We start from the raw sequence: 22,594 nt of genomic DNA on the forward strand, positions 1-22,594 counted from the left end.
ATTACGCTCGCACGCTATCCCCCTGGGGGGCATGGTAAAACCGACCAACCCTCCAGAAAAACCAATCGCTTAGGCATTGAAAGAAACACTACATGCTCAGCAAACCCATCAGCACCAAGGTGATTTTTGCCCTTGCTCTCGCCATCCTGATGGCCTGGGCCGGGCACACCTCTGCTCTGTTTATGGGGGCGAGTCAGCAAGCCGGGGGCAACAGCGGCGGTGCTCATTCGCATGCACACGACGACAGCGTATTTACCTGCGCGGCATGCGCGGATCACTACCACTCCTCGCTGACCGCCGACCATGTGCACGAAACACCGCACCTGACCACGCTGCTCAGCATCGGCACACAGCCAGAGCGTGCGCAGCCGATACCAGCCCCTCGCTACTCCATTCCGCCCAGCCCGATCTTCCTGATCGAACGGCCACCCCGCGCTACATTCGTGCTCTGACACAGGCCGCTGTGCGGCCCAAGCTCCCTTTAATTCAGGACTCAACCATGCATTCGCTATCTATGCGCGCAATGGACGCACCTGCCGTGCGCCCGAATCGCTCGCTACTACTGTTGCTGTTGTTCACGGTATTGCTGTTTCTCGGCATGCCTGAGGCATTGGCCCACGCTGTCGCCGAGGGCGACAAGGGCTTTATCCAGGAAAGCTCCGGGGTGATGGTGCTGCCGTTCATCTACATGGGCGCCAAGCACATGATCACCGGTTACGACCACCTGCTATTCCTTTTCGGGGTGATCTTCTTTCTCTACCGCCTGAAAGACGTGGGCCTCTACGTCACCCTGTTCGCCGTAGGCCACACCGTGACGCTGCTGTTGGGCGTGCTGGCGGAAATCAGCATCAGCTCCTATGTGATCGACGCCATCATCGGCTTCTCGGTGGTGTACAAGGCGCTGGACAACCTCGGCGCGTTCCAGCGCTGGTTCGGCCACCAGCCGAACACCAAGGCGGCCACGCTGATCTTCGGCCTGCTGCATGGCTTCGGCCTGGCGACCAAGATTCAGGAATACGAGATATCGGCAGACGGCCTGATCCCCAACCTGATCGCCTTTAACGTCGGCGTCGAAATCGGCCAGCTCCTGGCCCTGAGCGCCATTCTGATTGTCATGGGCTACTGGCGACGCACCGCCAGTTTCTGGCGCCATGCCTACACCGCCAACGTCGCCATGATGAGCGCCGGTTTCCTCTTGATGGGTTACCAGTTCACCGGCCTGATCGTCTCTCAGTAAGGAATTTTCAGCATGTTCAATACCAAGCTTCCAACCATCAATGAATTGCCGACCAGCCGCCAACTGCTGCGCTCCACCGTGATTGCAGTAGGTGTTGCCGCTGCCTTGCTGGTTACCGTGGTAATGCCTTCTGAGTACGCCATCGACCCAACGGGGGCTGGTCGCGTGCTAGGTCTGACCCAGATGGGCGAGATGAAGATAACCCTGGCCGAAGAAGCGGCAGCGGATGCAGCTATTCAGCCAGCGGCGGCTCCGATCGTTCAAACTCCCGTGCCTGCTCAGCCTGAAGTTCAAGAACCAGTTGCAGCAGCACCTGTGGCTGAACCAGCCGCAGAGCCTCAGCCAGCCCTGAAGTCCGACGAGATAACTGTCACCCTGAAACCGGGTGAGGGTCGTGAGATCAAGCTGGAAATGCAGAACAAGGCCACTGTCAGCTACGAGTGGACAACCAATGGTGTTCCGGTCAACCACGACACTCACGGCGAGCCCTACAACGCCCCAAATGGCTTTTACCACAGCTACAGCAAAGCCAAGCAGGTCAAGGGTGACAAAGGCGAACTTACCGCCATCTTTGACGGCACCCACGGTTGGTTCTGGCGCAACCGCAGCGACAGCGACGTGACTATCACGCTGAAGACCAAGGGCGAATACCTGAGCGTCAAACGCGTTATCTAAGACAAAAGCCCCTGCGTCATCAGACGCAGGGGCTTCTACTTCCCTGATTGAAATTGAAAGGAATACACGATGAAAACCACAACAACCCTGAGTCGCTCCCTGCTAATGGTTTGTCTGCTTGGCCTGCTGTCGGCCTGTGGCGGCGGCGAGCCGCAAAGCCAGGCTGAAGTCGAAAGCCACGGTCATGCTCACGACTAAGAATTCAAACGCTGTGTTGTCACGTGCAAAGAATAGCTATTTGCACGTGACGGTCAGCAAACTCCCTCTTCTCGGTTACCGCTACATAGTGCAGTCTCAGCTGCAGTCAGCGCTTCTGGAGCGGGAGCAACCTCAGCTGGGACGACCGAGGGAGATGCCGGAGCTATTTGACGGTAAGCACGGCTGGTTCTGGCGCAACCGGGCAGACAAGCCGGTCACTGTCACCCGGCGCACCCAGGGAGATTACATCGCCATCAAATGGGTGATCTGAAAACAGAACCGGCCCCTTGTGGGGGTGGTTCTTACCTGCGTCAAGCTAAACCCTGATGGGGTTAAAGCCGCTCCAGGCAGCCGGCCAGATTGCTCCCCAGCAATTCCAGTAGTCGCTCATAGCCAGCTGCATCGACCTTGACGTCATAGCCAAGTGCATCCAGCTCGGCCAACCTTACTGGCAACCCATCGCTGAGCGTCTGAGCAAGGCGCGGTTGAATGGGGGGCTCGCTGAACACGCAGCTAGGCCCTGCCAACTCTAGGCGTTCGCGCATATTGGCAACTTTCCTTGCGCCTGGCTGAACATCTGCACTTACAGCAAATACCCCCGCGTGTTTTAGGCCGAACGCTTCCTCGAAGTAGTCGAAAGCCTCATGGAAGACGAAGAAGGGCTTGCCAGCCAACGGTTTGAGACGAGTCTTGAGCTTTTCGTCCATGGCCCCCAAACGTTGATCGAATGCTGCCAGATTTGCCTGGTAGCGAGCAGCATTCGCTGGATCGGCGGCAGATAGATCGCTCGCCATACGCGAGGCGATCTTGCGCGCATTTCTTGGATCAAGCCAGAGGTGGGCATCGAGCGCCCCTGGGCGGTGCAGTTCGTCGCGCTCTCCAGCTTCTGCCCCTTCGTCATGCTCATCAGCGTGCCCTTCTTCGTGCTCGTCAGCGGGTTCTTCGTCGTGCCGATGTGCTTCACCAAAGCGACGCAGGTGCAGCCCACTGATGTCCTGAACAGCTAGAGTCGTTGCGCTACGCCCTTCAAGAACCCTTGGCAGGAACGTTTCGAGATCCGGCCCGATCCAGTAGAGCAAGTCCGCCTCTCGCACGTTGCGAATGTCGGAAGGACGCAAGGTGAAATGATGGGGCGACGCGCCTGGCGGCAGGAGTACACCTGGTGTGCCGACTCCGTCCTGAACGGCAGCGGCGATTAGCTGGAGAGGTTTGATGCTGGTCAAGACACGGACTTCGGCAAAGGCTGAGGCTGTAATCAGAAATCCCAGAATTACGGCGGAAAGATGAGTTAGCAGGCGGTGCATTGGGGGAACTCACACAAGATTTAGTTACAAGATAACGTATCACATGGTCGGCAAGGTGTCTCCGTAAGTCGCTATGGATGGCTCCCTTATCTCAGCGGGGCCGCGATGGTGACGTTGTAGGTTAAGTGGGCCCAATTCACGCAGCGATACAGCCTTGAGGCTGGAGGCTGGAGGCTGGAGGCTGGCTACCTGCTCAGTTGTCTTGGCGATCTGGCAGCTCAACGACTCTATGCTCTGGCATCAGATCGACCAAGGGTGCGATCATCATTTGAGCCGTGCGAATCCAGGAGCCCAACGTCTCAAGATCTAGCAGCACTGATTCGGCCACCTCCCAAACATTGGATTCCTCGGCCTCAACCGGCGGTAAAGTGCCTTCGACCAACGCCAGAGCCATCGTGTGCAGCCTCACCAAGTCGTCGCGTACAGCAATCATCCCACCTACCTCAGCCAGGCTAGTGTCCAGCCGATCGACCAGTTCGAGTAGCTGTGACGTGTCGAAGCTGCTGCGAAGCCTCTCCAACGCGGCGACGTCTACCTCTCCACACGGCGTAACACGAAAAGATGCGGGAGGTATTTTGATCATGTAGCCATCTCGGTATCGGCCTGGCGGGTCGTGCTAACGCGCAGCGAACCGGCGGCTTGTTGAAACACCGAATCCTTGATCCAGGGCTCCGGAGGCCGATTGAGCTTGAGGTTGAACTCGCCGAAGCGTTTGACGTTGCTGGTCAGGTAAGGACTGAGGAACGACACGTCCTCATCGGTGAACTGCCAGCCCTCGCGGGCCAGTTTCTGCAGGATGCGCATCATGTCCACAGTGTTCTGCAGGATTACCGACGAGGCCACCATGTCGTTGTAGCGCAGCCGCTTCTGCTGCTCGTCCGGATCGTTCTCAGCAATCACGTCGCCGCCGAAGGACAACCACTTGGAGAACCCGTTGTAGGACTCGATCTTGTTGGTGTTCGCGGTGACTTCCTGGCGCAACTCACGACTGCCGATCCAGTTGAGCAGGAAAATCGTACGGATCACGCTGCCCAGTGCCTGTGCCGCATGGTAGAGCTTGTTACGCCGGCTGTAAGAACCGAGTTTTCGCAGCAGCATAGGCGAGGAAATTTTGCCGGCATGGATCGACAACGCTACCTGCATCAGATCTTGCCAGTGGGTTTCAATCAGGTGCCAGTCGGCAGTGTCGGTGAACAGACGGTTGATATGCTTGTACGAAGCGCCTCGATCCGGCCGGCACATCACCAGGTCGCGCCAGTTGCGAATACGTGGCATCAGATTAATGCCCAGCAGATGGGTGAAGGCAAAGACCGTCGCCGATTGCCCCTGAGTATCGGAATACACCGTGTCAGCCTCGACGCTGAGATCAGCCTTGAGCAGCCCCTCGATCACGTAGATCGCCTCCCAGATGCCCGGCGGGATGAAGTGTTGGAACACGGCGATGTAGTTGTTGGCCACGTGCCGATAGGCCACAGCTCCCATTTTGCGGTAGCGAAAGTGGTAGCCGGCCAGCAGGTTGTCATCATAGAAGTCGAATTGCGTGCCGTCTGCAGCCACCGCCTTTCCATCGCCCCAGAGCTTGGGCAGGTCAAGTTGCAGGTAGAGCTCCACCAGCTCGCGGTTGGCCTTATCGAGCTTATCCAGGGAGAGGTGTCGGCGATTGGTATAGGACAGCATGTGCGGCGTGACATTACCGGCCAGATGGCGGGCCGCCTGGTTGGGGCCGAGGTTGCAGCCCATGGCGAAAATCGTCATCAGGTAGCGCTCGGCCGGTTCTTTGAGCTTCGGTTCGTTGCCGGACATCGGCCCGAAATGCCGAGTGAACTGAATCCAGTGCTCAATGTTGGCCATGATGTCGAGCACATGCCTAGCCGGCATGCGCTGCATAAGCGCCGTCTGCAGGGAGATGGCCGAAGGCGGGATGTCCCGCGCCGTCACTCGGCGCAGCACCGGCTCGCCGGCTTCGTTGATCGATACGTCCCCTCGACAGGAGGGGAATTTGTCATCCAGCTGTTGCGCGGCTTCCTCCAACTGGGCTTTGAGGGAAGCAACAAACTCCTTCGCCGTGCCAGGCAGTCCCACCTTTTCACAGTAGGCCGGTAGTCGCTGGAGACACTCTTCCCAGGGCAGCAACTGCCTGCGATAGTCGGCGAAGGATTCCGACCCTTGTACGCACATGTCGCCGGATCGTAGCTCGCTGGCCAGGTAGGAGAAAACGCAAACCTCCAGATAGCGCCGATTGGTCGGTGGTCCCTCACTGGAAGGACGGCGAACGACCTTGACCCAGCGCTCCGACGCAAACGACAAGTCAACGTGCTCGTCGACCCATTCGCGGTGAAGATTCTCGCTGTCCTGGATCAGTTGAAGCGCCTGAATCAGCGACCGATCCTGAGTCGTGGGCTCCAGTTGGAGAAGGTGACTAAGACGAAACAACAGCGAGCGATGGGACCTGAAGTGCTTCCAGATCAGCGGCAAGTAATTGTTACCGCCGGTGGCTTGGACTTCAGCGCAAGTCTCACGCAACCGGTCCAGATTACCATCGGGGGAGAGATATTCCCGAATCAGGCTACCAGCTTCCTGGTCATTCGGTTCTTGAACCAGAATCTGAACCACGCCGTCCAGGGTCGCCGCCAACTGCTCCAACTTCTGTCGTTGCCGCGCCTGGATTTGCTCCAACTCCTCCTTGGCTCGCTTATGAATGGTCGAAATCCGTCGGATAAACATCTCGGCGAGGTGATCCCGGGTCCGCACGCGCATGCGGTAGATCAAGGCCAGCATCAGCGTGTAACGCTTCGGTAGCGAGCAGTCCTTCAGTTCGGAAACGTCCGACGCCGCGGCTTGGGCGGCGAAGTGACGGATCTTGGTGTCGACTATCCCTTCAAAAATGGCTTCCAGATTCCCGAAGCTCTCTAGCCAGGTCAAGTGGTCAATCAGTACTTCCAAGTGCTTGCGGGAGGGCTTCTTGGGCGCCTGCTTCAGGGCATTGAAGTCGCTCTGGCGTCGGCCGAAGTCCGTGTCGAGCAGGTCCTTCAGCTTGTAGATCACCTCGATTGGGGTTCTGGTTACCACCAGGTTGAATATTTTGTCCTGGGCGTCTGCCCGCGCGCGCTCTGCCAGGTCATTCAGGGTCGAGTATGCGGGCAGCTCATAATTTTGACGCAGTAGTTCGTCGATTACCGCATTGATAATGTCCGCACGTTGTTCGAGGAGGGGAGCCATCAACTGCGCATGCGCGACTGCAATGCCCTGGCCATCAGAGCCATAGAACGGCTGCACCCCGAGCCGCTCTCGCACTGCATTCATATGGCGGTAAAGCTGCATCCATTTGTAGGTCGATAGTGCAACCTTACTGCGCAGGCCTATTTGAGTGCGGATGAAATCAACGACTGGCTCCGGCACCTCAGTGATTTCTGGAAAGTATCGCAACACCTGAAAGGTCTTGAACAAAACAGCAAGGTTCAGTCGGAACGCAGCATTGGCGCGACTTTTGATCCAGGTAACTTCTTCCTCGGAAAGGGTGAATTCGCGCTGTAGCTCGGCCCTCGAATACGAGCGCGACAGAACTGGATAGGCGGTACGTTCGAGGGATGCCATGGATCACTCCTTTCCTGAGTCACCTGGAAAGATAGACCACGCATCGATAACAACCTCATCTGTAGAAGATGTCTTTTAAAAACATAAGCCTACAGACCAAATGAATGAATTTTCTCCTTATCTCGGCATGATCCCTTCATCCAGGTGCTCCGGACCCTCATGCGTGATCGTGATGTGATACTGCGTTCCTTGGTCATTGAGCCTGGCCATGGCCCAATTCGCAAAGCACACACGCTCTATCAGCTCGCGGACTTTCTTCATGCTGCGCACTTGGCTGTTATAGCGCTCCAGTCGTAGTGTCACTTCCAGGAGTGTCGATTGCGCCAAAGAAGGGGCGGCCGGATGGCCTTCCAGGCTCTGTTCGATCCGATGCTGGGCGAACGGATCCGGTAGCTCGATATAACGCATAGCCGTCTGGACGCTTTTCCAGCCCACATACTCCATCAGAGATTTGAGATCCCAACGGTTGGTGTTGGCCCAGGTAGCAAACCCACGGCGCAACGAATGACTGCTGAAACTTGCGGGATCAGGCAACCCGGCCTCTTGGCAACACTGTCGCAGAATGGTAATGACACTGCCGGGATGGAGGGCGTATTGGCCAAGCGTTCCCCAACGGTTGATGTTCCGGAAAACAGGACCTCGCGTGAGTCCGGCCGCAATCACCCAATCCTGATAGGCGCTCACCGGGCACAGTTGGCGTAATGCGGGGGCTTTGTAGGTTCGCCCGAGCGACTGCCGATCGGTCTTCGTGCGAGGTAAAAACAGCTCCATCCCTTCCCCGGGATAAAGCCGAATGTTCTCAATACTCAAGCGGACCAGCTCGTCACTGCGAAACGCCCGCCAAAATCCAATCAGAATAAGCGCCTTGTCACGGGCAAGCCGCAGCCCATAACGGCTGTTGGCGCTTTTGGGGTCGCGCTGCTGGTGTTCAATCCATTCGATCAGCTGTTGTAACTGCACGAGCAGCAGCGGTTCAGCACGCTTTTCCGTTGTCGGGTGAAGCTCCGCAATGCCCTTGAGGACCTTTTTGACGACAGGCGCTTTGGTCGGGTCGGGGAAACCCTGTTCGTTATGCCACGTTGCCAAGGCCGCCAACCGCTGGCGAAGGGTGTTCAACGAGAGTGACTCGGCGTGATCGGAAAGATAGCGAGCAATGCTACCCGATGTCGCCGGAAGAAAGCCGCCCCAGACAGCCTCATAGTGCTCAACGCCGGCTCTGTAGCTCTTTCGTGTGTTCTCTCGAGTAGCGGCTTCGATGTACCGATCAAGACGGGTCATGTCAGTGGAAGGTCCGTTCTGAAATTTGCTCTGGCTCAATGTTAACACTATGGCCCAGCACACAACCTTCCGACAGACAGCTGTACCGGCATGCCGCTATCCCAGTAGCCGCCGGCCTCATGGCCTTACTGTTCGGATGGAACTTGCCGATAGCTTTTAAGCTTAAACCCCGCGCCTTCGACGACTTCGCGGGCCTTCTTCTCGGTCAGAACCATCCCGTCCCGGGTCTGCACAACAGCCTCGCTGTCTTCGAAGCTCGCGCGCACCTCTTCAACCGCTGAGAGTTGCTTGAGCCGGGATTGCACGCTGTGGGCGCAGAGCTCGCAACCGAAGCCTTCTATGGACAGGATATAGGTTTCGGCTGCAGCGAAGCTGCTCCAGGCCAGTACCAGCGCGGCAGCAGTTACTTTAAAAAAACGCTTCATAAGCCTGCTCCCTGAGGTGGCAAGATAGTGGAACGCTGTCAGGCGCGGGACACTTCATAGCCTATCTGCGCAAGACGCGCCTCGACCTGTTTAGGGCTGATCTTGCTGCTATCGATGCTCACGCGAATAGCCTGCCCCTCGGCATTTGCGACTACTTGTTGCACGCCCTCAAGGCGCTGAAGCGCGTTCTTGACCCGACTCTCGCAGCCCTCGCAATGCATTTTTTCCTCGCCGGTAACGGTGTACCTCATGTTCTCAAGCATCTCTGGCCTCCTTAGTCAGTCTCCTATCTCCCTGCATAATAAGGGTTGGAGTAGGTCCAGGGTCAAAGGTTGACAAGGTTAAGAGATAAATTCGAGGTGATGTCTTGACCTTGGAGCAGTTCCAACCTTCAGGGTGATAGGTGGTCGACAGGGAGCCCGACGAAACACACCGGTGATTCTGTGGGGCTGGCAGTCGGTTGACCGATTTCCAACGACCAAACCACGAAAGGAGTCATGATTATGGCAAATGCCAATCTGAGTCAATCCAGCAAGACCATCCTCGAATGTTTCCAACTCTGCCTCGAGTGTGCCGCCGAGTGCGTTGACCAAGGCAGCAAGGAGAATGCGCAGTGCATCAAGCTCTGTTATGCTTGCGCCGATGCCTGCGCACTATGCGTAAAGCTGATGAGTAGCGGTCTGCCGCAGTCGAACAGCGCCTGTAAAACCTGCGCTGACCTCTGCGATGCCTGTGCGGCCGAGTGCGAAAAGATGGACGGCGAACTGATGCGCAAATGCGCCGAGTCTTGCCGTCAGTGTGCAGAGATGTGTCGCGAGATGGCCACGTAAGGATCCGGTCTCATGGGGCAGCGCCTGCTGCCCCCTTTCCCCAAACTGACTAACTGCTTGACCTTGGACTGTACTCCAAGCTGTAGAGTGACCTTTCTACTGTCTCAAGGAGATTGCCATGGCTTCAGTCACACCGTCTGAAACTGAAACCGGCGCCCCATTGTGGAGCGAGGAGCCGGCCAGCCGACCTGACCGGGCGCGCATCCGTGCCCGGATCGGCGGCCTGCACTGCTCGTTGTGTACCGGCACGATAGAAAAGGCGCTGGGCCGAGAGCGCGGCGTCGACAAGGTATCGGTGAGCCTGACCCATGAGCAGGCACTGGTCGAGTACGACCCCAGCGTTGCTCGACCCGAGGCACTGCTGCAGACCCTGCGCGACATTGGTTATACGGTCTCCGACCCCCGTAAGGCGCGCCCCTTCGAGGAGGACGAGCGCGATCTGGTCAACGAGGGCCGGCGCTTCCTGATCGCGACGGCGCTGAGCCTGCTTACGATCACGCTCATCAGTGAACGCGCGGGGCTTGCTTCAATCATTGTTCAAGGGGTCGTCTTGCTAAGCCTCCTGGGCATGATCTTTCTCGTGCTCAGGGCGCGCGGCCTCTGGACCGCTATCGGGGGTGCCGTCGCGCTCGGAGCCGTGGCCTTTGGACTCGTACTGGTCCGGGACCAGGCCGGATTGAGCGACGCAATCCCCTGGATCGCCGCAGCGTTTGCCGTAGTCATGGTGTTCGGGATCGCGAAGCACATCCTGTTTATGGCCACCCAGGCGTTACGCCGGAAGATCCTGAACCAGCATGTGTTGCTGGAGGCCGGCGCCTTCGCCGGTCTCGTCGGCGGCGTCATTGGCCTTATCTTTCAGCTACCGGGCTATCCCACGGCGGCCTTCTTCGCCGTGTCCGTGCTGATCTCGACCTACCACATCTTTTCCGAATGGCTATCGCTGATCGTCAAGACCCGCAGCTCCCAGGCGGTAAAACGGCTCCTGGACCTGCAGCCGGAGACGGCTCGCGTGGTGCGTGACGGTGAAGAACGGGAATTACCCATCCAGGAGGTCGCGGTCGACGATCTCGTGCGGATACGCCCGGGTGAGCGTGTGCCCGTGGACGGGCAGGTGGTCAGTGGCCACTCGGCGGTGGATCAGGCCCTCGTCACCGGCGAGCCGATGCCCGTCGAGAAAGCCGAAGGCGAATCCGTCATCGGTGGCTCGATCAACGGCACCGGCACGCTCCTGGTGAAAGCCACCGCCGTTGGCGAAGGCAGCTTCCTGCAAAAGGTCATTCGTGAAGTGGAGGACGCCCGCGCGCTCAAACCCGGACTCCTGCACCTGGTTGACCGGGTGTTGCAGGTTTACACGCCAGCGGTTCTGATCATTTCCGTGCTCGCCTTCAGCGGTTGGCTTCTCGGTTCCTGGTTCCTGGCCGGTCAGGTCGACCTGGAACGGGCGATCTTCGCCGGCTTGAGCGTGCTGGTCATGGGCTACCCGTGCGCGGTGGGGATCTCCGCCCCGCTGTCGATCGTGCGCGGTGCCGGCGAGGCGGCTGAGCAGGGCATCCTGATGCGCACCGGCGAAGCTTTCCAGGGCCTGCGTTTGGTGGACACGATTGTGCTCGACAAGACCGGCACCCTTACCGAGGGGCGGCCGGCGGTCCGCGAGATCGAGGTCCTCGACGGTACCGAGGAGGACCTGCTCGCGCTCGCGGCCGCCGCCGAGGGTGCTTCCGAGCATCCGTTGGCGCAGGCGGTGGTCAGCGCGGCGCTGCAGCGTGGCGTGCAGCTGCCGAAGGTCCACTCTTTTGAAGCGGTACCCGGCAAGGGGGTCATCGCCCACACCGAACAGGGTGAGATCCTGGTCGGCAGCCCGGCCTTCCTGACGGGCCATGACGTTGAACTCTCGCCGGTGTCAGAGCGCATTCAAGCATTGGAGGAAACCGGGCGAACCGTGATCGCGGTCGCGCGCGACGGCCGGGCGCTGGGAGTACTCGCCCTGGGTGATGCGCTGCGGGCCGAAGCGACGGACACCATCGCCAGCCTGCGTAAGGCGGGGCTCAGGACCGTGCTGCTGACAGGCGACAACGAGCGCGCGGCGCGGCGGGTCGCAAGCGAGGCGGGCATCGATGAAGTACATGCGGGTGTGCTGCCCGACGGCAAGGCCGATCTGGTGCGTCAGTTGCAACAGGGTAGCCGGGTCGCAATGGTAGGCGACGGCATCAACGATGCCCCGGCCCTGATGCAGGCCGATGTGGGCATCGCCATGGGTGGCGGCACTGACATCGCCATCGAATCCGCCGACATCATCATCCTGTCGAACTGCCTTGATGCCCTGCCCAAGGCCCGGGAGATCAGCCGCTACAGCTACCGCAAGATGCTGCAGAACGTGACACTGGCCTTTCTCTTCAATGGCGTCGGCATACCGATCGCGGCCACAGGCCTGCTGTACCCGGTCTGGGCCATGGTGGCGATGGCCGTGAGTGTCACTGCGATCTTCATTAACTCGCTCTGGGGGCGCCCGGGGCTGTTTATCGACGCCATTCTGAGCGTCGGTCGCCCGGTCGGTGCGGCGGAGGCCGCAACCGGGTCATGAGCTCTCTAGAGGCAGTGCGGTTGGAGAATACGATTCTTGTGGCTGTCTACTTTTGCCTTAATGATCTTAAACTAAACTTGCCTAAGAGGGGGATGTGGTGACGATACCCATGTGGTTGACGGTGCTCGCCTGGTCCATTACCGGCATTGGATTGTTGTGCGCGGTAATGATCCTTATCGATATCTATGTCGGTGGCTATCGGCAGCCCATGAAGAGTTGGGAGGCGGTGTGGCCAATCACCGCTATCTACGCCGGCCCGCTGGCGCTTATCGCCTACTACCGCTGGGGCCGCCCGGCCACTTCAAAGTGGCGGCAACAACATGGGACTCCACCACAATTTGGCCTGAATACGACGGCCGCCGTCGAGACGATCCCTGGCGGTGCGGCTTCCTTTGTGGGCCACCTGATCGCGGTGCCGATCGTGGTGGCCACCGGCGTCACGATCGCTGGCAAAGGCGTGTGGCCGATGATTCTGCTCATCGCCGCGTTTGCGCTGCCGCTGCTGATTGCTTTCGAGTACCGCTCGTTGACCCAGGCAGGCCAGATTCGTTCGGCCAGCTTACGACTGCGGGCGGCGCTAAAAATCTCCGTGCTGGCAATCATCGCCTTCGATATGGGCATGGGGGTCGTGATGCTGATCGTGGCCTTTGTGTTGGGCTACCCGCCCACCACGATCGCTTTTTGGTTCGTCATGTGGGGCGGCATGTTGTTAGGATTCATGACGGCCTACCCGATGGTGCGGTGGCTGCTCAAGAGAGGCATCACTGAACCTGCGGAGACGATTTAAGTCGCGTGGCGGCCACTTGCCATTACGGCCAGCCGTGCTTCATCAACTATCTACGATCTGAGTATGCCTGTCAGATCATATTGAGGAATTAAACAATGATGGCCCGAAACTTTATGACCCTACCGCTCGGCATGCTGCTACTTGCTGGCTACGCCACTGCTGCAGATACCGCGCAACCCGAACGCTCTGCGGAGAATAACGCATTGATCGAAAACGCCCTGAGCGCCGCACCAGCCAACGTCGCGAGCGGTGCCACGGTAAAAACACCGGACGGCGCGGTACTGCGAGAGGGAAACAACGGCTGGGTTTGCTTGCCCGACCATGCCTCGCAGCCGGGCAACAGCCCCCGGTGCCTGGACCCGCAGTACCAGGCCTTGATGAAGGCCCTTCAGCAAAAGACACAGCCGCAGGTCGAGCGGGTCGGATTCGCCTACATGCTTCAGGGCGGCAAGCCGGGCAGCGACACGAATCCGTTTGCGACCGGCCCCAACGATCCGGGCACCTGGCATGCGACGCCCCGACTGCCGCACATCATGGTCGTCGTCCCCGATACTGAGGATCTGAGTGGACTTCCCACCCAACCCGGCAGCGGTGGCCCCTGGGTCATGTGGTCGAATACACCCTACGCACACCTCATGGTCCCGGTAGCGTCATCGGAGCCTGCCGATCCAACAACGGCGTTACTAAAACCCCGGTAACTACCCGAGCGGTGTGGCGGGGCAGCTGTCATGTCGAGCGCGAACGATAAGCCGATCTCTATGGGCAAAGTAGTATCCGCCGTAGCGGGTATCCTTTTCCTGATCGGCCTCTATTGGGGACTTTCCGAGGCGGATCTGCTAGCGACCCTGACCGATGAGCAGGCGCTGGGTGACTGATTCGATCGGTTGGACTTCTGGGGACCACTGGCAATCGTTGGCCTGATGGTGGCCGCTATCGTCATGAATCCAATCCCAAGCGGGCCGATCGCGATGGTCGCTGGCGCGGCTTATGGCCCCCTCTGGGGCACGCTCTATGTCGTAGTGGGTGCTGAAACTGGCGCCCTGAGCGCTTTCTGGCTAGCCCGTTGGCTCGGCGAGGCCCGTCCGGCAGTGGGCACGTATGCGGCCGCTGCTGCGACGACCTGATCAGCCTGATCGCAGAAAAAGTTTATGGCCATCGTGTTTGCCTCGCGATTGATGCCGCTCATCTCGTTTGATGTCATAAGCTAGGAGTACTCATGACTCGACCTGTTGTGCATACAGCCACCATGTCGCAAAACCCAAGCAGAGGAAACCAGCCGTCCCCAGGGCCAAATTAAAGCCCGTACCTGACAGGAGTGGAGCGGCCACACCGGAAACGAAGGTCAGGAACATGGTCTGGATAAATCCCTGCAGGGATGAAACCATGCCCCGCATCGACTGGAACAGATCAAGGGTCAAAATCGTGATGCCTGGCATAGCCAGTGCCATCCCTGTGGTATAGAGAACCACGGGCATAATGATCCAGGGGATGAGTGGCGGCAGCAGCAGGTTGTACGCTAGGTTCAACGTCGCTGCTACAAACATCGTTATATAGCCATACCGAATTGTTGCCTGAGAACCCAAGCGCTTGGAAACCCTCCCCGAAAGGTAACTGCCTAGCATCACGCCGGACATAGCAGGGATAAAGAGCCAGCCGAACTGATCCGCTTCCAGGTCCAGATAGCCAAGAATGAACAGTGGCGCAGAGGCGATGTAGAGGAAAAATCCAGCAAAATTACTGCTAACACTCAATGAGAGCAGCCAAAAATTCCTGCTTCGGACGAGGGTGCCGTAACGCTTACCCAGTGCTACCGGATGCATGGGTTGACGTTTTTCCTTGGGGTGTGTCTCAGGCAGATAGGTGTAAGAAGCGATCAGCTGAATCAAACCAAAGAGCCCGAGAAAGATAAAAACGGACTGCCAAGGGAAACTGTTGTGCAGCCAGCCCCCTATGACGGGCGCAAAGGCCGGCGCGAGGGCAAAAACCATGGTCACCTGTGAAAGCAGTCGTTGCGCTCGATGCCCCTCAAGCCGATCCCGAATAATCGCGCGCCCGACGACGCTTCCTGCGCCAACAGACAGCCCCTGTAGCGCTCTAAAGACCAATAAGGCTTCGATGGATGTGGCGAAAGCTGCGCCAAGGGACGCGAGCGTATACGTCAGCAAGCCGAGTAGAATCACCGGGCGTCGGCCGTAAGAGTCCGACAAAGGGCCATGGAACAACATCATGAACCCGAAGCTGGCCAGGTAGACGCTCAAGGATAGTTGGATCTCGACGGTCGTGGCCTCAAGGCTCGCCGCAACCTCAGGGAAAAACGGCATGTACGTCGAAATGGAAAAGGGGCCCAGCATGGTATAGCCGCCTAGCAGCCATGTCAGCATCAGCGCCTCAAAGCGACCAGGCCGGTTAAGTTGATCATCATGACGAGAAGTTGTTTCTTGGCTCATTATTCACTGTCTGCTAGCTGATAAGTCTGCGGATTCTACAGGTTGGAGGGCGGTCCAAGGTCAAGCGGGATCTGCAAGCGCTCAGCAACGACGCTACGGCATGCTGTGCAGGCTCGCGCTCTGCCAATTTCCACACGCGATCCAATCCGCGGCCATTGAACACAGTTAAAAGCCACTCCAGTGCAGGGTCCAAGTCGCATCGAATTGCCGTTTAAAAGCGCTTGACTCTGGTCTATGGTCCAAGGTTTAGACTGCAGGTATAGGAGACGACATTATGCTGACAATTGGTGAAGCCGCCCAACGTTTGGCGGTGAGTGCGGACAGCCTGCGCTATTACGAAAAGCAAGGGCTGCTCGTGCCTACGGAGCGTACGGGCGCTGGGTACCGGCTATACGATGCGGACGCGCTGAGGCGTTTGAAATTTATCAAACATGCCCAGCAGTGCGGTTTCTCGCTGGCAGAAGTGCGTGAGCTTTTGGCGATCCAAGGGCGCGAGGGTGCCCGCTGTGAAGACGTGCGTCGCCATGCCACTGAAAAGAAGCTGCAGCTCGAGCACAAAATCCGTGCTCTACAAGCAATGTCAGCCGCGCTCAGTGAACTGATCGACGTTTGCCCCGCCCAGGATGACAAGCCTCTGGAAGCCTGTCCGATCGTGGCTGCTCTAGAGGCAGGGCTTGCTGTGCCAGCGCAAAGCGAGGAGTCCTCATGACGATTACCGTTGAAGTGTTTACCGTTCCCGGCTGCCCCAACTGCGCCAAACCCCAGGCCAGCCTCCGGGAGGTTGTCGCGGATTTCGGGCCCGACAAGATCCACTGGCGCGAGGTCGACCTTCTCGAGGAAATGGACTATGCCATTGATCTTGGCGTCATGGGTGCCTCAGCCCTGGCCATTGATGGCAAGCTCGTGTTCGCTTCGCTCCCCAAACCTAAGACTCTACGGCAGGAACTGCTCAAGCGGCTCGAAGGCCAACCTGCTAGCGCACCCACCCACTAGGAACACATCGTGGATCTAGAAACCCTCAAGACGACTCTTGAGCAGGCGAGTCTTGCCTCCATTGCCATCGGTGCACTCACCGGATTTGTTTTCAGCTTCAATCCCGTAGCCCTCGCCGCCATTCCCGTGTCCCTCGGCTATGTGACGAAAGCGCGCGAACCCCGGCAGGCGGTGGTCTTTGGCGGCATGTTTATCCTCGGGCTCCTCGTCACCCACGCCGTATTGGGCTTCTTCGCGGGTCTGGGGGGCCAGTGGGTCCAAGGACTCTTTGGGCGTCAGTGGGGCCTGGTGCTAGGGCCACTGCTGATTGTGCTCGGGCTGATGTGGCCGGGCTGGATCAAGGTGCCGCTGCCGACCATCCCCATGCGCGCGCAGCGGGCCGCGACCGCCTGGGGCGCGTTCGCCCTCGGGGCGCCGTTCTCCGTGGCCGTCTGTCCGTTCTGTACGCCTGCGTTGCTGGTGCTGTTGGGGGTCTCCGCCGGGATCGGCTCGCCCTGGTTCGGCCTGCTGCTACTGCTCGCGTTCGCGCTTGGGCGTGCCGTGCCCATCATTGTGGGCGCCGTAGCAGTGGGCTGGCTGCAATCGTTGCGTGGCCTGGCGCGCTATCAAAAAGCATTCGAGATCACCGGCGCCGTATTCCTGATCCTGTCAGGCCTTTACATGCTGAATGCGTACTTCCTCTTTATTCCGGCGTTGGCTATTTAGCCTCTCGCTTTCTGAAAATGGACTGAATCATGATCGGTACGGTTGTGCGTGGTGTGCGCAATCCCTTTCGCAGCGGCGCCCGCGCGGCCTTGCTTGTCGGGCTGTTAGCGCTATTGCTGGGTGCCTTCGCGCTGCTGATGCAGGCGACCGAGGCCATGCAAGGCCAGGTGCAGCAACTGCAACGAACGCTGGGAACGGTGATTGAGCTGCGCGAGGCCGGCGCCATGGGCAGTGGCTTTGGTCAGGGTGCTGATGAGGGCGCGCTGACAGCGACGACGCTGATATCTCTTAGGCAACTGCCCGATGGCGGTGCCATCACCCGCATCGAGCCCTACGTCTACCAGCCGCAAATCGAGGCGCAGTACGCCAACGTTTATGCCATGGCCATCGGAACAGCCCCAGAGGCCCGTCTGCGGGCGTTGGGGGATCTGGCAACCGAAGAGGCGCCGGTGGTCGCCGGGCGAGGCTTTACACCACAAGATGCACAGGCCCGCGTGGCGGTAGTCGGAAGCCTGTACGCCGAGCAGCGTCTCGGTCAGAGCCCGGCGCAGGCGCTCGGCACGATGCTGACCCTGGGCGCCGCGCCCTTTGAGGTGGTGGGCGTTTACGGCACCGGCAACGATACGGCGGATAATCACGTATTCATTCCCATCGAGACGTTCCGGGCCGTGTTCGACAGCGGCGAGCGACTCTCCAAAGTGTTCTTGACAGTGGAGTCGATTGACCGGCTTGAGGCGGTGGCGCGAGACCTGCAGACCTTGCCGGGGGTGGATGTCGTCACCCAGCGCGAGACCGTGGCGGCCACCCAAGGGCACCTGAGTACCCTGGCCGGCAGTGGGCGCTATGTGGCGGGGCTTCTCGCGGTTCTGGGCAGCGTGCTGGTGACGTTCGTACTGGTGCTCAGTATGCGTGCGCGCCAGCGTGAACTCGCCACGTTCAAGGCGCTGGGCGCCTCGCACAGCGAGCTTATTCTGCAAGTGGTCGCGGAAGCGGCCACCTTGTGCGGTCTGGGCGCCGTTGGGGCGTTGCTGGTCGCGGCCGTCGGCGCGCACTTTGCCGAGTCGCTGTTCGGGCTCGCGCTGTCGTTGGACGCCGCGCAGCTCCTACCCATGTTTCTGTTCGCTGCTGCCCTTGCCTTGATCGGCAGCGTGTACCCCGTCGTCCGTATCCTGGGCTTAAGTCCCGCCGTCGCCTTTAAGGAATCTACATGAGCATGATCTGGTTGGGGTTGCGCAACCTCGCACGCAGTTGGCTGCGTCTATTCGTCGTCCTCGGGCTCCTCGGTGTCGCGTTCTATCTGGCGCTAACGATGACGGCGATCGGCAACAGCATGTCGGCGCGCACCGAGGCCCTGCAGGGAAGCGTCAACAATACGCTGCAACTGCGGGCTCGGGGGTCAATGAGCCACATCAATATGGTGAGAAACGACGATCTGATACCGGCGGGGGCGCTTGAGCAGGTGCGCTCGACACCGCACGTCGCCAAAGTTGAGCCGTACCTCCTGGCCATGACGCCGACCGCGGGAATGGGCTTTGCGATGATCATCGGGGTTGAAGCCGGGGACACCAAGCGCCTGGAATCCCATGGCGAGGCGGGACTGCCACGCTTGATCGCCGGGCGTGATCTAACCGCGGCGGATGACGGTGATTCTGTCGCCATTATCGGACAGGGCTATGCGGAGTTTCTGGGGATCAGCGCGGATGAGCTGGGGTCGGCCACGGTGACGCTTGATCTGCGCCGGGGTCATCCCATGATCTACCCCATGGATCGGCCCTCGCGGACCCTCAAAGTGGTCGGCATCTACGCGAGCGGGTACACCTTCGGCGATGTGCAACTCTTCATGCCGCTCTCCACTATGCGTGAGGTCTACGGGGTACCGGAGCAGCTTTCCTGGCTCTACGTCGCCGCCGACAGTGCTGAGAACGTCCCGGCTGTCGCGGCGGCGCTGCGCGAGAAGCTTGGTAATCAGGTCGGCATTATCGCACCAACCAACGTGGCGAACTTTCAAACGCGGGTGAGCGGCAGCGTACAGCAACTCACCGTCACCGGGAGTGTGCTGGCTTATGCGCTGGTGCTCATCGTCGTGTTCTTCCTCATGCTGCTCCTGGTTCGGGAACGCCGACGGGAGATTGGCACATTGAAGGCGCTGGGCGTACCGGCAGGGTCAATCGTCGTCAGCCTTTTAACCGAAGCGATCGCCTTTACCCTGATTGGTGCGCTGCTGGGCGCGAGCGCCTTCGCCCTCACCGGCGCGGGCGTGATGGAGGGAATGCTCACCCACGGCGCTACCGCCTGGCTGCCGGCGCGGTATCAGGGTGGCTTTGCTTCCAGTCTCAGTCTAACGGCGGGCTTGGCGCCGATGACCCTCGCCACGGTGATCGGGGCCGCACTACTGGTCGCCCTCGCAGGCAGCCTTTACAGCGCCTATCAAACCCTTCGCCTATCGCCTCTGGAGGCCATTCGCCATGAATAATGTTGCCATCACATCGAGCCCGGAGCCCTTCATCGCGGTGGAGGGCGTCAGCAGGCGTTACCAGCGCAAAGGCGGTCCGGCGGTCACGGCGTTGGAGGGCGTTTCCCTGACGCTGCCGGCGCGCGGGATGGTCGCTATCATCGGTCCCAGCGGCAGCGGCAAATCTTCTTTGCTGCATTTGCTCGGTGCGATGGATCATGCTTCGGAGGGTGAAGTCATCGTGGCCGGGGAGCGTCTCAGCGGTCTCTCGGAGGCACAGCTGGCCGTCTTCCGGCGCGAGAAGATTGGTTTTGTCTTCCAGAGCTTCAACCTCATTCCGACCTTGAATGCCCTTGAGAACGTAATGCTGCCGATGGAGTTTAACCGTGTCCCGAAACAAGAGCGGGTAAAGCGGGGTAAAGCGTTGCTGGAGCAGGTTGGGCTGGGGCAGCGGTTCACGCATCGGCCCAACGAGCTGAGCGGCGGTGAGATGCAGCGCGTCGCGGTGGCCCGGGCGATCGCCAACGATCCGCCGGTGGTCCTGGCCGATGAACCGACGGGCAACCTGGACTCGGCCTCGGGCGAGGTCATTTCAGCGCTACTGGAGCAGATCGCTCAGGAGCGGCTGGTCATTCTGGTGACCCATTCCGAGGGGCTGGCACTGCGGGCGGATCGCGTGCTGCATATCAAAGACGGCAAGCTTTTAGACGCGGCGTAGAGGGCCACAACCATGCTTAAGGTAAGCGTGAATAGCGAGCGGCGCCTGATTCTGCGCAAAAAGTTAATCAGTGCTGGCGTATTGGGGGCGGCGCTCCTGGCCACCTTGACCTTGGCGGGCTGCGACGCGGAGCCCGAACAACAGTTCACTCTCGTCGGTGACGAGCAGGCCATCTCTGGCACGGTCATGGAGACAGAAATGACGCTCTGCGGCCCCTCGCCCGAGCATCCAGGGGTGTGCGCAGGCACCCTGGCGCTCAGGCCGGCGGATGGGGGCGAGGCCGAGCGAATCACATTGGAGATTACCCGGGCGGTACCACTCAAGCAGGGCGAGCATTTGGTCATGCTGTCGCAGCTCGAAGGAAATCAGGTGAAGGCGACCTATCGCGCGAGCGAGGAAGGGCCAAAGGTGGCCACCTCTGTCGTGGTGGCGCCATGAACGTTGAACATCCTCAAGGGCGGACCCCGTGAGCCTACCCGCGACATTGAGGAGACTGACGCTGGCCGGGCTCTTTGTCCTGATCTTGAACGCCTGCAGTGAGGCCGCCGGCCCCCGTGTTGATGCCCACGCGGCGACCGAACTGGGCTTCAGTCTGTGGGACGAGCCCCGATCGGTGCCGGAGGTGAACTTCGTCGATGCCCATGGCGAGACACTCAGTCTGGAAGCGTTTCGAGGCCAGGTTGTGCTGCTCAACCTCTGGGCCACCTGGTGCGAGCCCTGCCGCAAGGAGATGCCGACCCTGGATCGTTTGCAGGGGCAGCTGGGTGGCCCACAGTTCCAGGTCGTGGCGCTATCGATCGATAAGGATGGCTTGGCGGCCGTCCGCGAGTTTTATACGGACATTGATGTGCGTCGGCTTGACTTGTATGTCGACGATACCGGCGAGGCCCTTATCGAGCTCAACGCCCCGGGTATTCCAATAACGCTACTGCTCGACCGCAACGGTGAGGAGCTGGGCCGTAAGCTGGGCATTGCCGAGTGGGATGGCCAGGCCATGCAGGGTTTCCTGCAGCAGGTTATTAATGCTGGGCAGGGCAGTTAATACGAAAGAGCGCTGACCGGATTCGGTCGGTCTACCGCGCGTTTTAATAGATCAGGATTGGGTCATGAATAATAAAACGTTCCTTAATTCGCCAGAGCTTCACATTGGTATTGCCGCCTTCTTCCTTCATTTTGTCTGGGAACTCATCCAGACGCCGTTATACGAATGTTTTCGAGACACGCACTATTACACCGTTGTCCTGCTCATTATCCGCGCCACGCTGGGCGATGTGCTCATTTCGCTCGCTGCGTTCTGGTCAGCCAGTGTCGCCGTCCGATCCCGTTTCTGGATCCTCGACGAGGACCAAAAAGGCTTCTGGGTATTTCTGGGCATAGGCATGCTGATCACGGTCGTTTTCGAGGAACTTGCGACCGGGCCGCTGAACCTCTGGGAATACACGGATGCCATGCCAGTCTTGCCCATCTTGGGAACCGGGCTGGCACCGGTGGCCCAGTGGATCATCTTGCCGCTCCTACAATTCTGGTTCGTCAGGCGGCAATTGCTGGGAGGCTCGATAAGCGGCCATTTGATTCAATAGTTTACGGTTCCAGCAATTACCCTGGGAAAGCCTCACGCTACTGGAAAAGGAACTCTGCCGATGGATGCCATCAGCCTCACTAACCTGATACTGATCCCACTGGGCCTTGGCCTGTTGGGCTTTATCGAGCCTTGCACCATCGGCGTGAGCCTGTGGGCGGTGAAGTATCTGGAAGGCGAGTCGGGGTGGAGCAAGGCCCGGCACATGCTGATCTTCAGCCTTACCCGGGCGCTGCTGATCGGCATGCTGGGCGTGGTTGCGGCACTGCTCGGCAGTAGTTTCTTCATATTTCAACAGGGTATGTGGCTGATTCTGGGGCTGGTCTATGGCGGGCTCGGGCTGCTGTATCTGAGCGGTCGCAGCGGCTGGCTGAGTCGGCGCCTCGGGCCTTCCCTGAATGCGGTCCCGCACAGCCGGGGTTCGGTTTTCCTTGGGCTCGTGCTGGGGCTTAACATCCCCGCCTGCGCCGCGCCGCTCCTGTTCGCGCTGATCGCTACCACGGCGACCAGCGCCCAAACCTGGGTTCAGGGCTTTATCAGCATGGCCCTGTTCGGCCTGGCGCTCTCGGTCCCCCTGGTCCTGGCCGTGCTGTTGCCCCAGGGCCGGCGTCTGCTCGACCGTCTCGCCGGCCTATCCAGTCGCGCGCCGCGCTGGACGGGGTTTTTACTGTTGGGGTTGGCGGCCTGGTCGATCTATTTCGGTTTGACTGTCGATATAGAGCAATGGCGATAGATCCGAAGGGTTGGAATAAGCGCATGATCTCGGGAAAACCAATCTGTCCTTCGACCGT

25 protein-coding genes are annotated in these 22,594 nt (G+C 59.5%); 18 read left to right on the forward strand and 7 right to left on the reverse strand.

Annotated features, from left to right (window positions below):
- Window positions 1–92 precede the first annotated feature (92 nt).
- The 4 genes from PSEUDOMOFG3G_RS12665 (at window position 93) to PSEUDOMOFG3G_RS28030 (ending at window position 2,110) form a co-directional block, all read left to right on the forward strand.
- Window positions 93–452, forward strand: a complete 360-nt coding sequence (locus tag PSEUDOMOFG3G_RS12665) for a hypothetical protein (protein WP_139050131.1) — start codon at window positions 93–95, stop codon at window positions 450–452.
- Window positions 453–499: 47 nt separating this feature from the next.
- Complete coding sequence (locus tag PSEUDOMOFG3G_RS12670; protein WP_139050132.1) at window positions 500–1,237, forward strand: HupE/UreJ family protein; 738 nt, start codon at window positions 500–502, stop codon at window positions 1,235–1,237.
- A gap of 12 nt (window positions 1,238–1,249) precedes the next feature.
- Window positions 1,250–1,912 (forward strand): transmembrane anchor protein, encoded by a 663-nt coding sequence (locus PSEUDOMOFG3G_RS12675; RefSeq protein WP_139050133.1) that lies wholly within the window; start codon window positions 1,250–1,252, stop codon window positions 1,910–1,912.
- A gap of 69 nt (window positions 1,913–1,981) precedes the next feature.
- Window positions 1,982–2,110 carry a hypothetical protein gene (locus PSEUDOMOFG3G_RS28030; RefSeq protein WP_257220748.1) on the forward strand — a complete coding sequence of 43 codons (129 nt, stop codon included), beginning with the start codon at window positions 1,982–1,984 and terminating at the stop codon, window positions 2,108–2,110.
- Window positions 2,111–2,442: 332 nt separating this feature from the next.
- Here the strand turns inward: PSEUDOMOFG3G_RS28030 and PSEUDOMOFG3G_RS12685 are convergent, their stop codons facing one another.
- The 6 genes from PSEUDOMOFG3G_RS12685 to PSEUDOMOFG3G_RS12710 form a co-directional block, all read right to left on the reverse strand.
- Entirely contained in the window at window positions 2,443–3,414 is a 972-nt protein-coding gene (locus PSEUDOMOFG3G_RS12685; protein WP_139050134.1) for a zinc ABC transporter substrate-binding protein, read from the reverse strand.
- 193 nt (window positions 3,415–3,607) lie between these two features.
- The gene (gene tnpC / locus PSEUDOMOFG3G_RS12690) at window positions 3,608–3,997 is read right to left on the reverse strand and encodes a Tn3 family transposase post-transcriptional regulator TnpC (RefSeq protein ID WP_139050135.1); all 390 of its coding nucleotides are present in this window, start codon (window positions 3,995–3,997) and stop codon (window positions 3,608–3,610) included.
- A complete protein-coding gene (locus PSEUDOMOFG3G_RS12695; protein WP_139050136.1) occupies window positions 3,994–7,008 on the reverse strand; it encodes a Tn3 family transposase in 3,015 nt (1,004 codons plus the stop codon). The genes tnpC and PSEUDOMOFG3G_RS12695 overlap by 4 nt, the downstream gene beginning before the upstream one ends.
- Before the next feature lie 117 nt (window positions 7,009–7,125).
- A complete protein-coding gene (locus tag PSEUDOMOFG3G_RS12700; protein WP_139050137.1) occupies window positions 7,126–8,286 on the reverse strand; it encodes a site-specific integrase in 1,161 nt (386 codons plus the stop codon).
- Window positions 8,287–8,411: 125 nt separating this feature from the next.
- Window positions 8,412–8,711, reverse strand: a complete 300-nt coding sequence (locus PSEUDOMOFG3G_RS12705; protein ID WP_139050138.1) for a heavy-metal-associated domain-containing protein — start codon at window positions 8,709–8,711, stop codon at window positions 8,412–8,414.
- 38 nt (window positions 8,712–8,749) lie between these two features.
- Window positions 8,750–8,974: a heavy-metal-associated domain-containing protein gene (locus PSEUDOMOFG3G_RS12710; RefSeq protein ID WP_139050139.1), complete on the reverse strand. Its 225-nt coding sequence runs from the start codon at window positions 8,972–8,974 to the stop codon at window positions 8,750–8,752.
- Window positions 8,975–9,214: 240 nt separating this feature from the next.
- Here PSEUDOMOFG3G_RS12710 and PSEUDOMOFG3G_RS12715 point away from each other — a divergent pair, with 240 nt between their 5' ends.
- The 4 genes from PSEUDOMOFG3G_RS12715 (at window position 9,215) to PSEUDOMOFG3G_RS12730 (ending at window position 13,607) form a co-directional block, all read left to right on the forward strand.
- Entirely contained in the window at window positions 9,215–9,541 is a 327-nt protein-coding gene (locus PSEUDOMOFG3G_RS12715) for a four-helix bundle copper-binding protein (RefSeq protein ID WP_139050140.1), read from the forward strand.
- 118 nt (window positions 9,542–9,659) lie between these two features.
- Complete coding sequence (locus PSEUDOMOFG3G_RS12720) at window positions 9,660–12,122, forward strand: cation-translocating P-type ATPase (RefSeq protein ID WP_139050141.1); 2,463 nt, start codon at window positions 9,660–9,662, stop codon at window positions 12,120–12,122.
- Window positions 12,123–12,231: 109 nt separating this feature from the next.
- The gene (locus tag PSEUDOMOFG3G_RS12725) at window positions 12,232–12,909 is read left to right on the forward strand and encodes a DUF4396 domain-containing protein (protein WP_218939010.1); all 678 of its coding nucleotides are present in this window, start codon (window positions 12,232–12,234) and stop codon (window positions 12,907–12,909) included.
- Window positions 12,910–13,004: 95 nt separating this feature from the next.
- A complete protein-coding gene (locus PSEUDOMOFG3G_RS12730) occupies window positions 13,005–13,607 on the forward strand; it encodes a hypothetical protein (protein ID WP_139050143.1) in 603 nt (200 codons plus the stop codon).
- 516 nt (window positions 13,608–14,123) lie between these two features.
- Here the strand turns inward: PSEUDOMOFG3G_RS12730 and PSEUDOMOFG3G_RS12740 are convergent.
- Window positions 14,124–15,356 (reverse strand): multidrug effflux MFS transporter, encoded by a 1,233-nt coding sequence (locus PSEUDOMOFG3G_RS12740; protein WP_218939011.1) that lies wholly within the window; start codon window positions 15,354–15,356, stop codon window positions 14,124–14,126.
- 274 nt (window positions 15,357–15,630) lie between these two features.
- On the opposite strand from PSEUDOMOFG3G_RS12740, the gene PSEUDOMOFG3G_RS12745 reads away from it, so the two are divergent.
- The 10 genes from PSEUDOMOFG3G_RS12745 to PSEUDOMOFG3G_RS12790 all read left to right on the forward strand — a co-directional run bounded on the left by PSEUDOMOFG3G_RS12745 (window position 15,631) and on the right by PSEUDOMOFG3G_RS12790 (window position 22,536).
- On the forward strand, window positions 15,631–16,065 hold the full coding sequence (locus PSEUDOMOFG3G_RS12745; RefSeq protein WP_139050144.1) for a heavy metal-responsive transcriptional regulator: 435 nt from the start codon (window positions 15,631–15,633) through the stop codon (window positions 16,063–16,065).
- Window positions 16,062–16,349 (forward strand): thioredoxin family protein, encoded by a 288-nt coding sequence (locus tag PSEUDOMOFG3G_RS12750; protein ID WP_139050145.1) that lies wholly within the window; start codon window positions 16,062–16,064, stop codon window positions 16,347–16,349. Before PSEUDOMOFG3G_RS12745 ends, PSEUDOMOFG3G_RS12750 begins: the two co-directional genes overlap by 4 nt.
- A gap of 9 nt (window positions 16,350–16,358) precedes the next feature.
- The gene (locus tag PSEUDOMOFG3G_RS12755) at window positions 16,359–17,054 is read left to right on the forward strand and encodes a cytochrome c biogenesis CcdA family protein (protein ID WP_171061370.1); all 696 of its coding nucleotides are present in this window, start codon (window positions 16,359–16,361) and stop codon (window positions 17,052–17,054) included.
- Window positions 17,055–17,083: 29 nt separating this feature from the next.
- A complete protein-coding gene (locus PSEUDOMOFG3G_RS12760; protein ID WP_139050147.1) occupies window positions 17,084–18,265 on the forward strand; it encodes an ABC transporter permease in 1,182 nt (393 codons plus the stop codon).
- A complete protein-coding gene (locus tag PSEUDOMOFG3G_RS12765; protein ID WP_139050148.1) occupies window positions 18,262–19,527 on the forward strand; it encodes an ABC transporter permease in 1,266 nt (421 codons plus the stop codon). Before PSEUDOMOFG3G_RS12760 ends, PSEUDOMOFG3G_RS12765 begins: the two co-directional genes overlap by 4 nt.
- Window positions 19,520–20,224 carry an ABC transporter ATP-binding protein gene (locus tag PSEUDOMOFG3G_RS12770; RefSeq protein ID WP_139050149.1) on the forward strand — a complete coding sequence of 235 codons (705 nt, stop codon included), beginning with the start codon at window positions 19,520–19,522 and terminating at the stop codon, window positions 20,222–20,224. The genes PSEUDOMOFG3G_RS12765 and PSEUDOMOFG3G_RS12770 overlap by 8 nt, the downstream gene beginning before the upstream one ends.
- Window positions 20,225–20,236: 12 nt before the next feature.
- The gene (locus tag PSEUDOMOFG3G_RS12775) at window positions 20,237–20,662 is read left to right on the forward strand and encodes a hypothetical protein (RefSeq protein WP_139050150.1); all 426 of its coding nucleotides are present in this window, start codon (window positions 20,237–20,239) and stop codon (window positions 20,660–20,662) included.
- A gap of 28 nt (window positions 20,663–20,690) precedes the next feature.
- Window positions 20,691–21,266 carry a TlpA disulfide reductase family protein gene (locus PSEUDOMOFG3G_RS12780; protein ID WP_218939012.1) on the forward strand — a complete coding sequence of 192 codons (576 nt, stop codon included), beginning with the start codon at window positions 20,691–20,693 and terminating at the stop codon, window positions 21,264–21,266.
- Window positions 21,267–21,330: 64 nt separating this feature from the next.
- The gene (locus PSEUDOMOFG3G_RS12785; RefSeq protein WP_139050151.1) at window positions 21,331–21,804 is read left to right on the forward strand and encodes a hypothetical protein; all 474 of its coding nucleotides are present in this window, start codon (window positions 21,331–21,333) and stop codon (window positions 21,802–21,804) included.
- Window positions 21,805–21,864: 60 nt separating this feature from the next.
- On the forward strand, window positions 21,865–22,536 hold the full coding sequence (locus PSEUDOMOFG3G_RS12790; RefSeq protein WP_139050152.1) for a sulfite exporter TauE/SafE family protein: 672 nt from the start codon (window positions 21,865–21,867) through the stop codon (window positions 22,534–22,536).
- The last annotated feature ends 58 nt before the right edge of the window (window positions 22,537–22,594 follow it).

It is taken from the genome of Pseudomonas sp. FG-3G (genome assembly GCF_901007645.1).
GTDB lineage: Bacteria > Pseudomonadota > Gammaproteobacteria > Pseudomonadales > Pseudomonadaceae > Aquipseudomonas > Aquipseudomonas rhizophila.

Bases quoted from the DNA above. Each gene is read 5' to 3' on its own strand.
- PSEUDOMOFG3G_RS12665 (WP_139050131.1), top strand. From the start codon at position 93: ATGCTCAGCAAACCCATCAGCACCAAGGTGATTTTTGCCCTTGCTCTC.
- PSEUDOMOFG3G_RS12670 (WP_139050132.1), top strand. From the start codon at position 500: ATGCATTCGCTATCTATGCGCGCAATGGACGCACCTGCCGTGCGCCCG.
- PSEUDOMOFG3G_RS12675 (WP_139050133.1), top strand. From the start codon at position 1,250: ATGTTCAATACCAAGCTTCCAACCATCAATGAATTGCCGACCAGCCGC.
- PSEUDOMOFG3G_RS28030 (WP_257220748.1), top strand. From the start codon at position 1,982: ATGAAAACCACAACAACCCTGAGTCGCTCCCTGCTAATGGTTTGTCTG.
- PSEUDOMOFG3G_RS12685 (WP_139050134.1), bottom strand. From the start codon at position 3,414: ATGCACCGCCTGCTAACTCATCTTTCCGCCGTAATTCTGGGATTTCTG.
- tnpC (WP_139050135.1), bottom strand. From the start codon at position 3,997: ATGATCAAAATACCTCCCGCATCTTTTCGTGTTACGCCGTGTGGAGAG.
- PSEUDOMOFG3G_RS12695 (WP_139050136.1), bottom strand. From the start codon at position 7,008: ATGGCATCCCTCGAACGTACCGCCTATCCAGTTCTGTCGCGCTCGTAT.
- PSEUDOMOFG3G_RS12700 (WP_139050137.1), bottom strand. From the start codon at position 8,286: ATGACCCGTCTTGATCGGTACATCGAAGCCGCTACTCGAGAGAACACA.
- PSEUDOMOFG3G_RS12705 (WP_139050138.1), bottom strand. From the start codon at position 8,711: ATGAAGCGTTTTTTTAAAGTAACTGCTGCCGCGCTGGTACTGGCCTGG.
- PSEUDOMOFG3G_RS12710 (WP_139050139.1), bottom strand. From the start codon at position 8,974: ATGCTTGAGAACATGAGGTACACCGTTACCGGCGAGGAAAAAATGCAT.
- PSEUDOMOFG3G_RS12715 (WP_139050140.1), top strand. From the start codon at position 9,215: ATGGCAAATGCCAATCTGAGTCAATCCAGCAAGACCATCCTCGAATGT.
- PSEUDOMOFG3G_RS12720 (WP_139050141.1), top strand. From the start codon at position 9,660: ATGGCTTCAGTCACACCGTCTGAAACTGAAACCGGCGCCCCATTGTGG.
- PSEUDOMOFG3G_RS12725 (WP_218939010.1), top strand. From the start codon at position 12,232: ATGTGGTTGACGGTGCTCGCCTGGTCCATTACCGGCATTGGATTGTTG.
- PSEUDOMOFG3G_RS12730 (WP_139050143.1), top strand. From the start codon at position 13,005: ATGATGGCCCGAAACTTTATGACCCTACCGCTCGGCATGCTGCTACTT.
- PSEUDOMOFG3G_RS12740 (WP_218939011.1), bottom strand. From the start codon at position 15,356: ATGAGCCAAGAAACAACTTCTCGTCATGATGATCAACTTAACCGGCCT.
- PSEUDOMOFG3G_RS12745 (WP_139050144.1), top strand. From the start codon at position 15,631: ATGCTGACAATTGGTGAAGCCGCCCAACGTTTGGCGGTGAGTGCGGAC.
- PSEUDOMOFG3G_RS12750 (WP_139050145.1), top strand. From the start codon at position 16,062: ATGACGATTACCGTTGAAGTGTTTACCGTTCCCGGCTGCCCCAACTGC.
- PSEUDOMOFG3G_RS12760 (WP_139050147.1), top strand. From the start codon at position 17,084: ATGATCGGTACGGTTGTGCGTGGTGTGCGCAATCCCTTTCGCAGCGGC.
- PSEUDOMOFG3G_RS12765 (WP_139050148.1), top strand. From the start codon at position 18,262: ATGAGCATGATCTGGTTGGGGTTGCGCAACCTCGCACGCAGTTGGCTG.
- PSEUDOMOFG3G_RS12770 (WP_139050149.1), top strand. From the start codon at position 19,520: ATGAATAATGTTGCCATCACATCGAGCCCGGAGCCCTTCATCGCGGTG.
- PSEUDOMOFG3G_RS12775 (WP_139050150.1), top strand. From the start codon at position 20,237: ATGCTTAAGGTAAGCGTGAATAGCGAGCGGCGCCTGATTCTGCGCAAA.
- PSEUDOMOFG3G_RS12785 (WP_139050151.1), top strand. From the start codon at position 21,331: ATGAATAATAAAACGTTCCTTAATTCGCCAGAGCTTCACATTGGTATT.
- PSEUDOMOFG3G_RS12790 (WP_139050152.1), top strand. From the start codon at position 21,865: ATGGATGCCATCAGCCTCACTAACCTGATACTGATCCCACTGGGCCTT.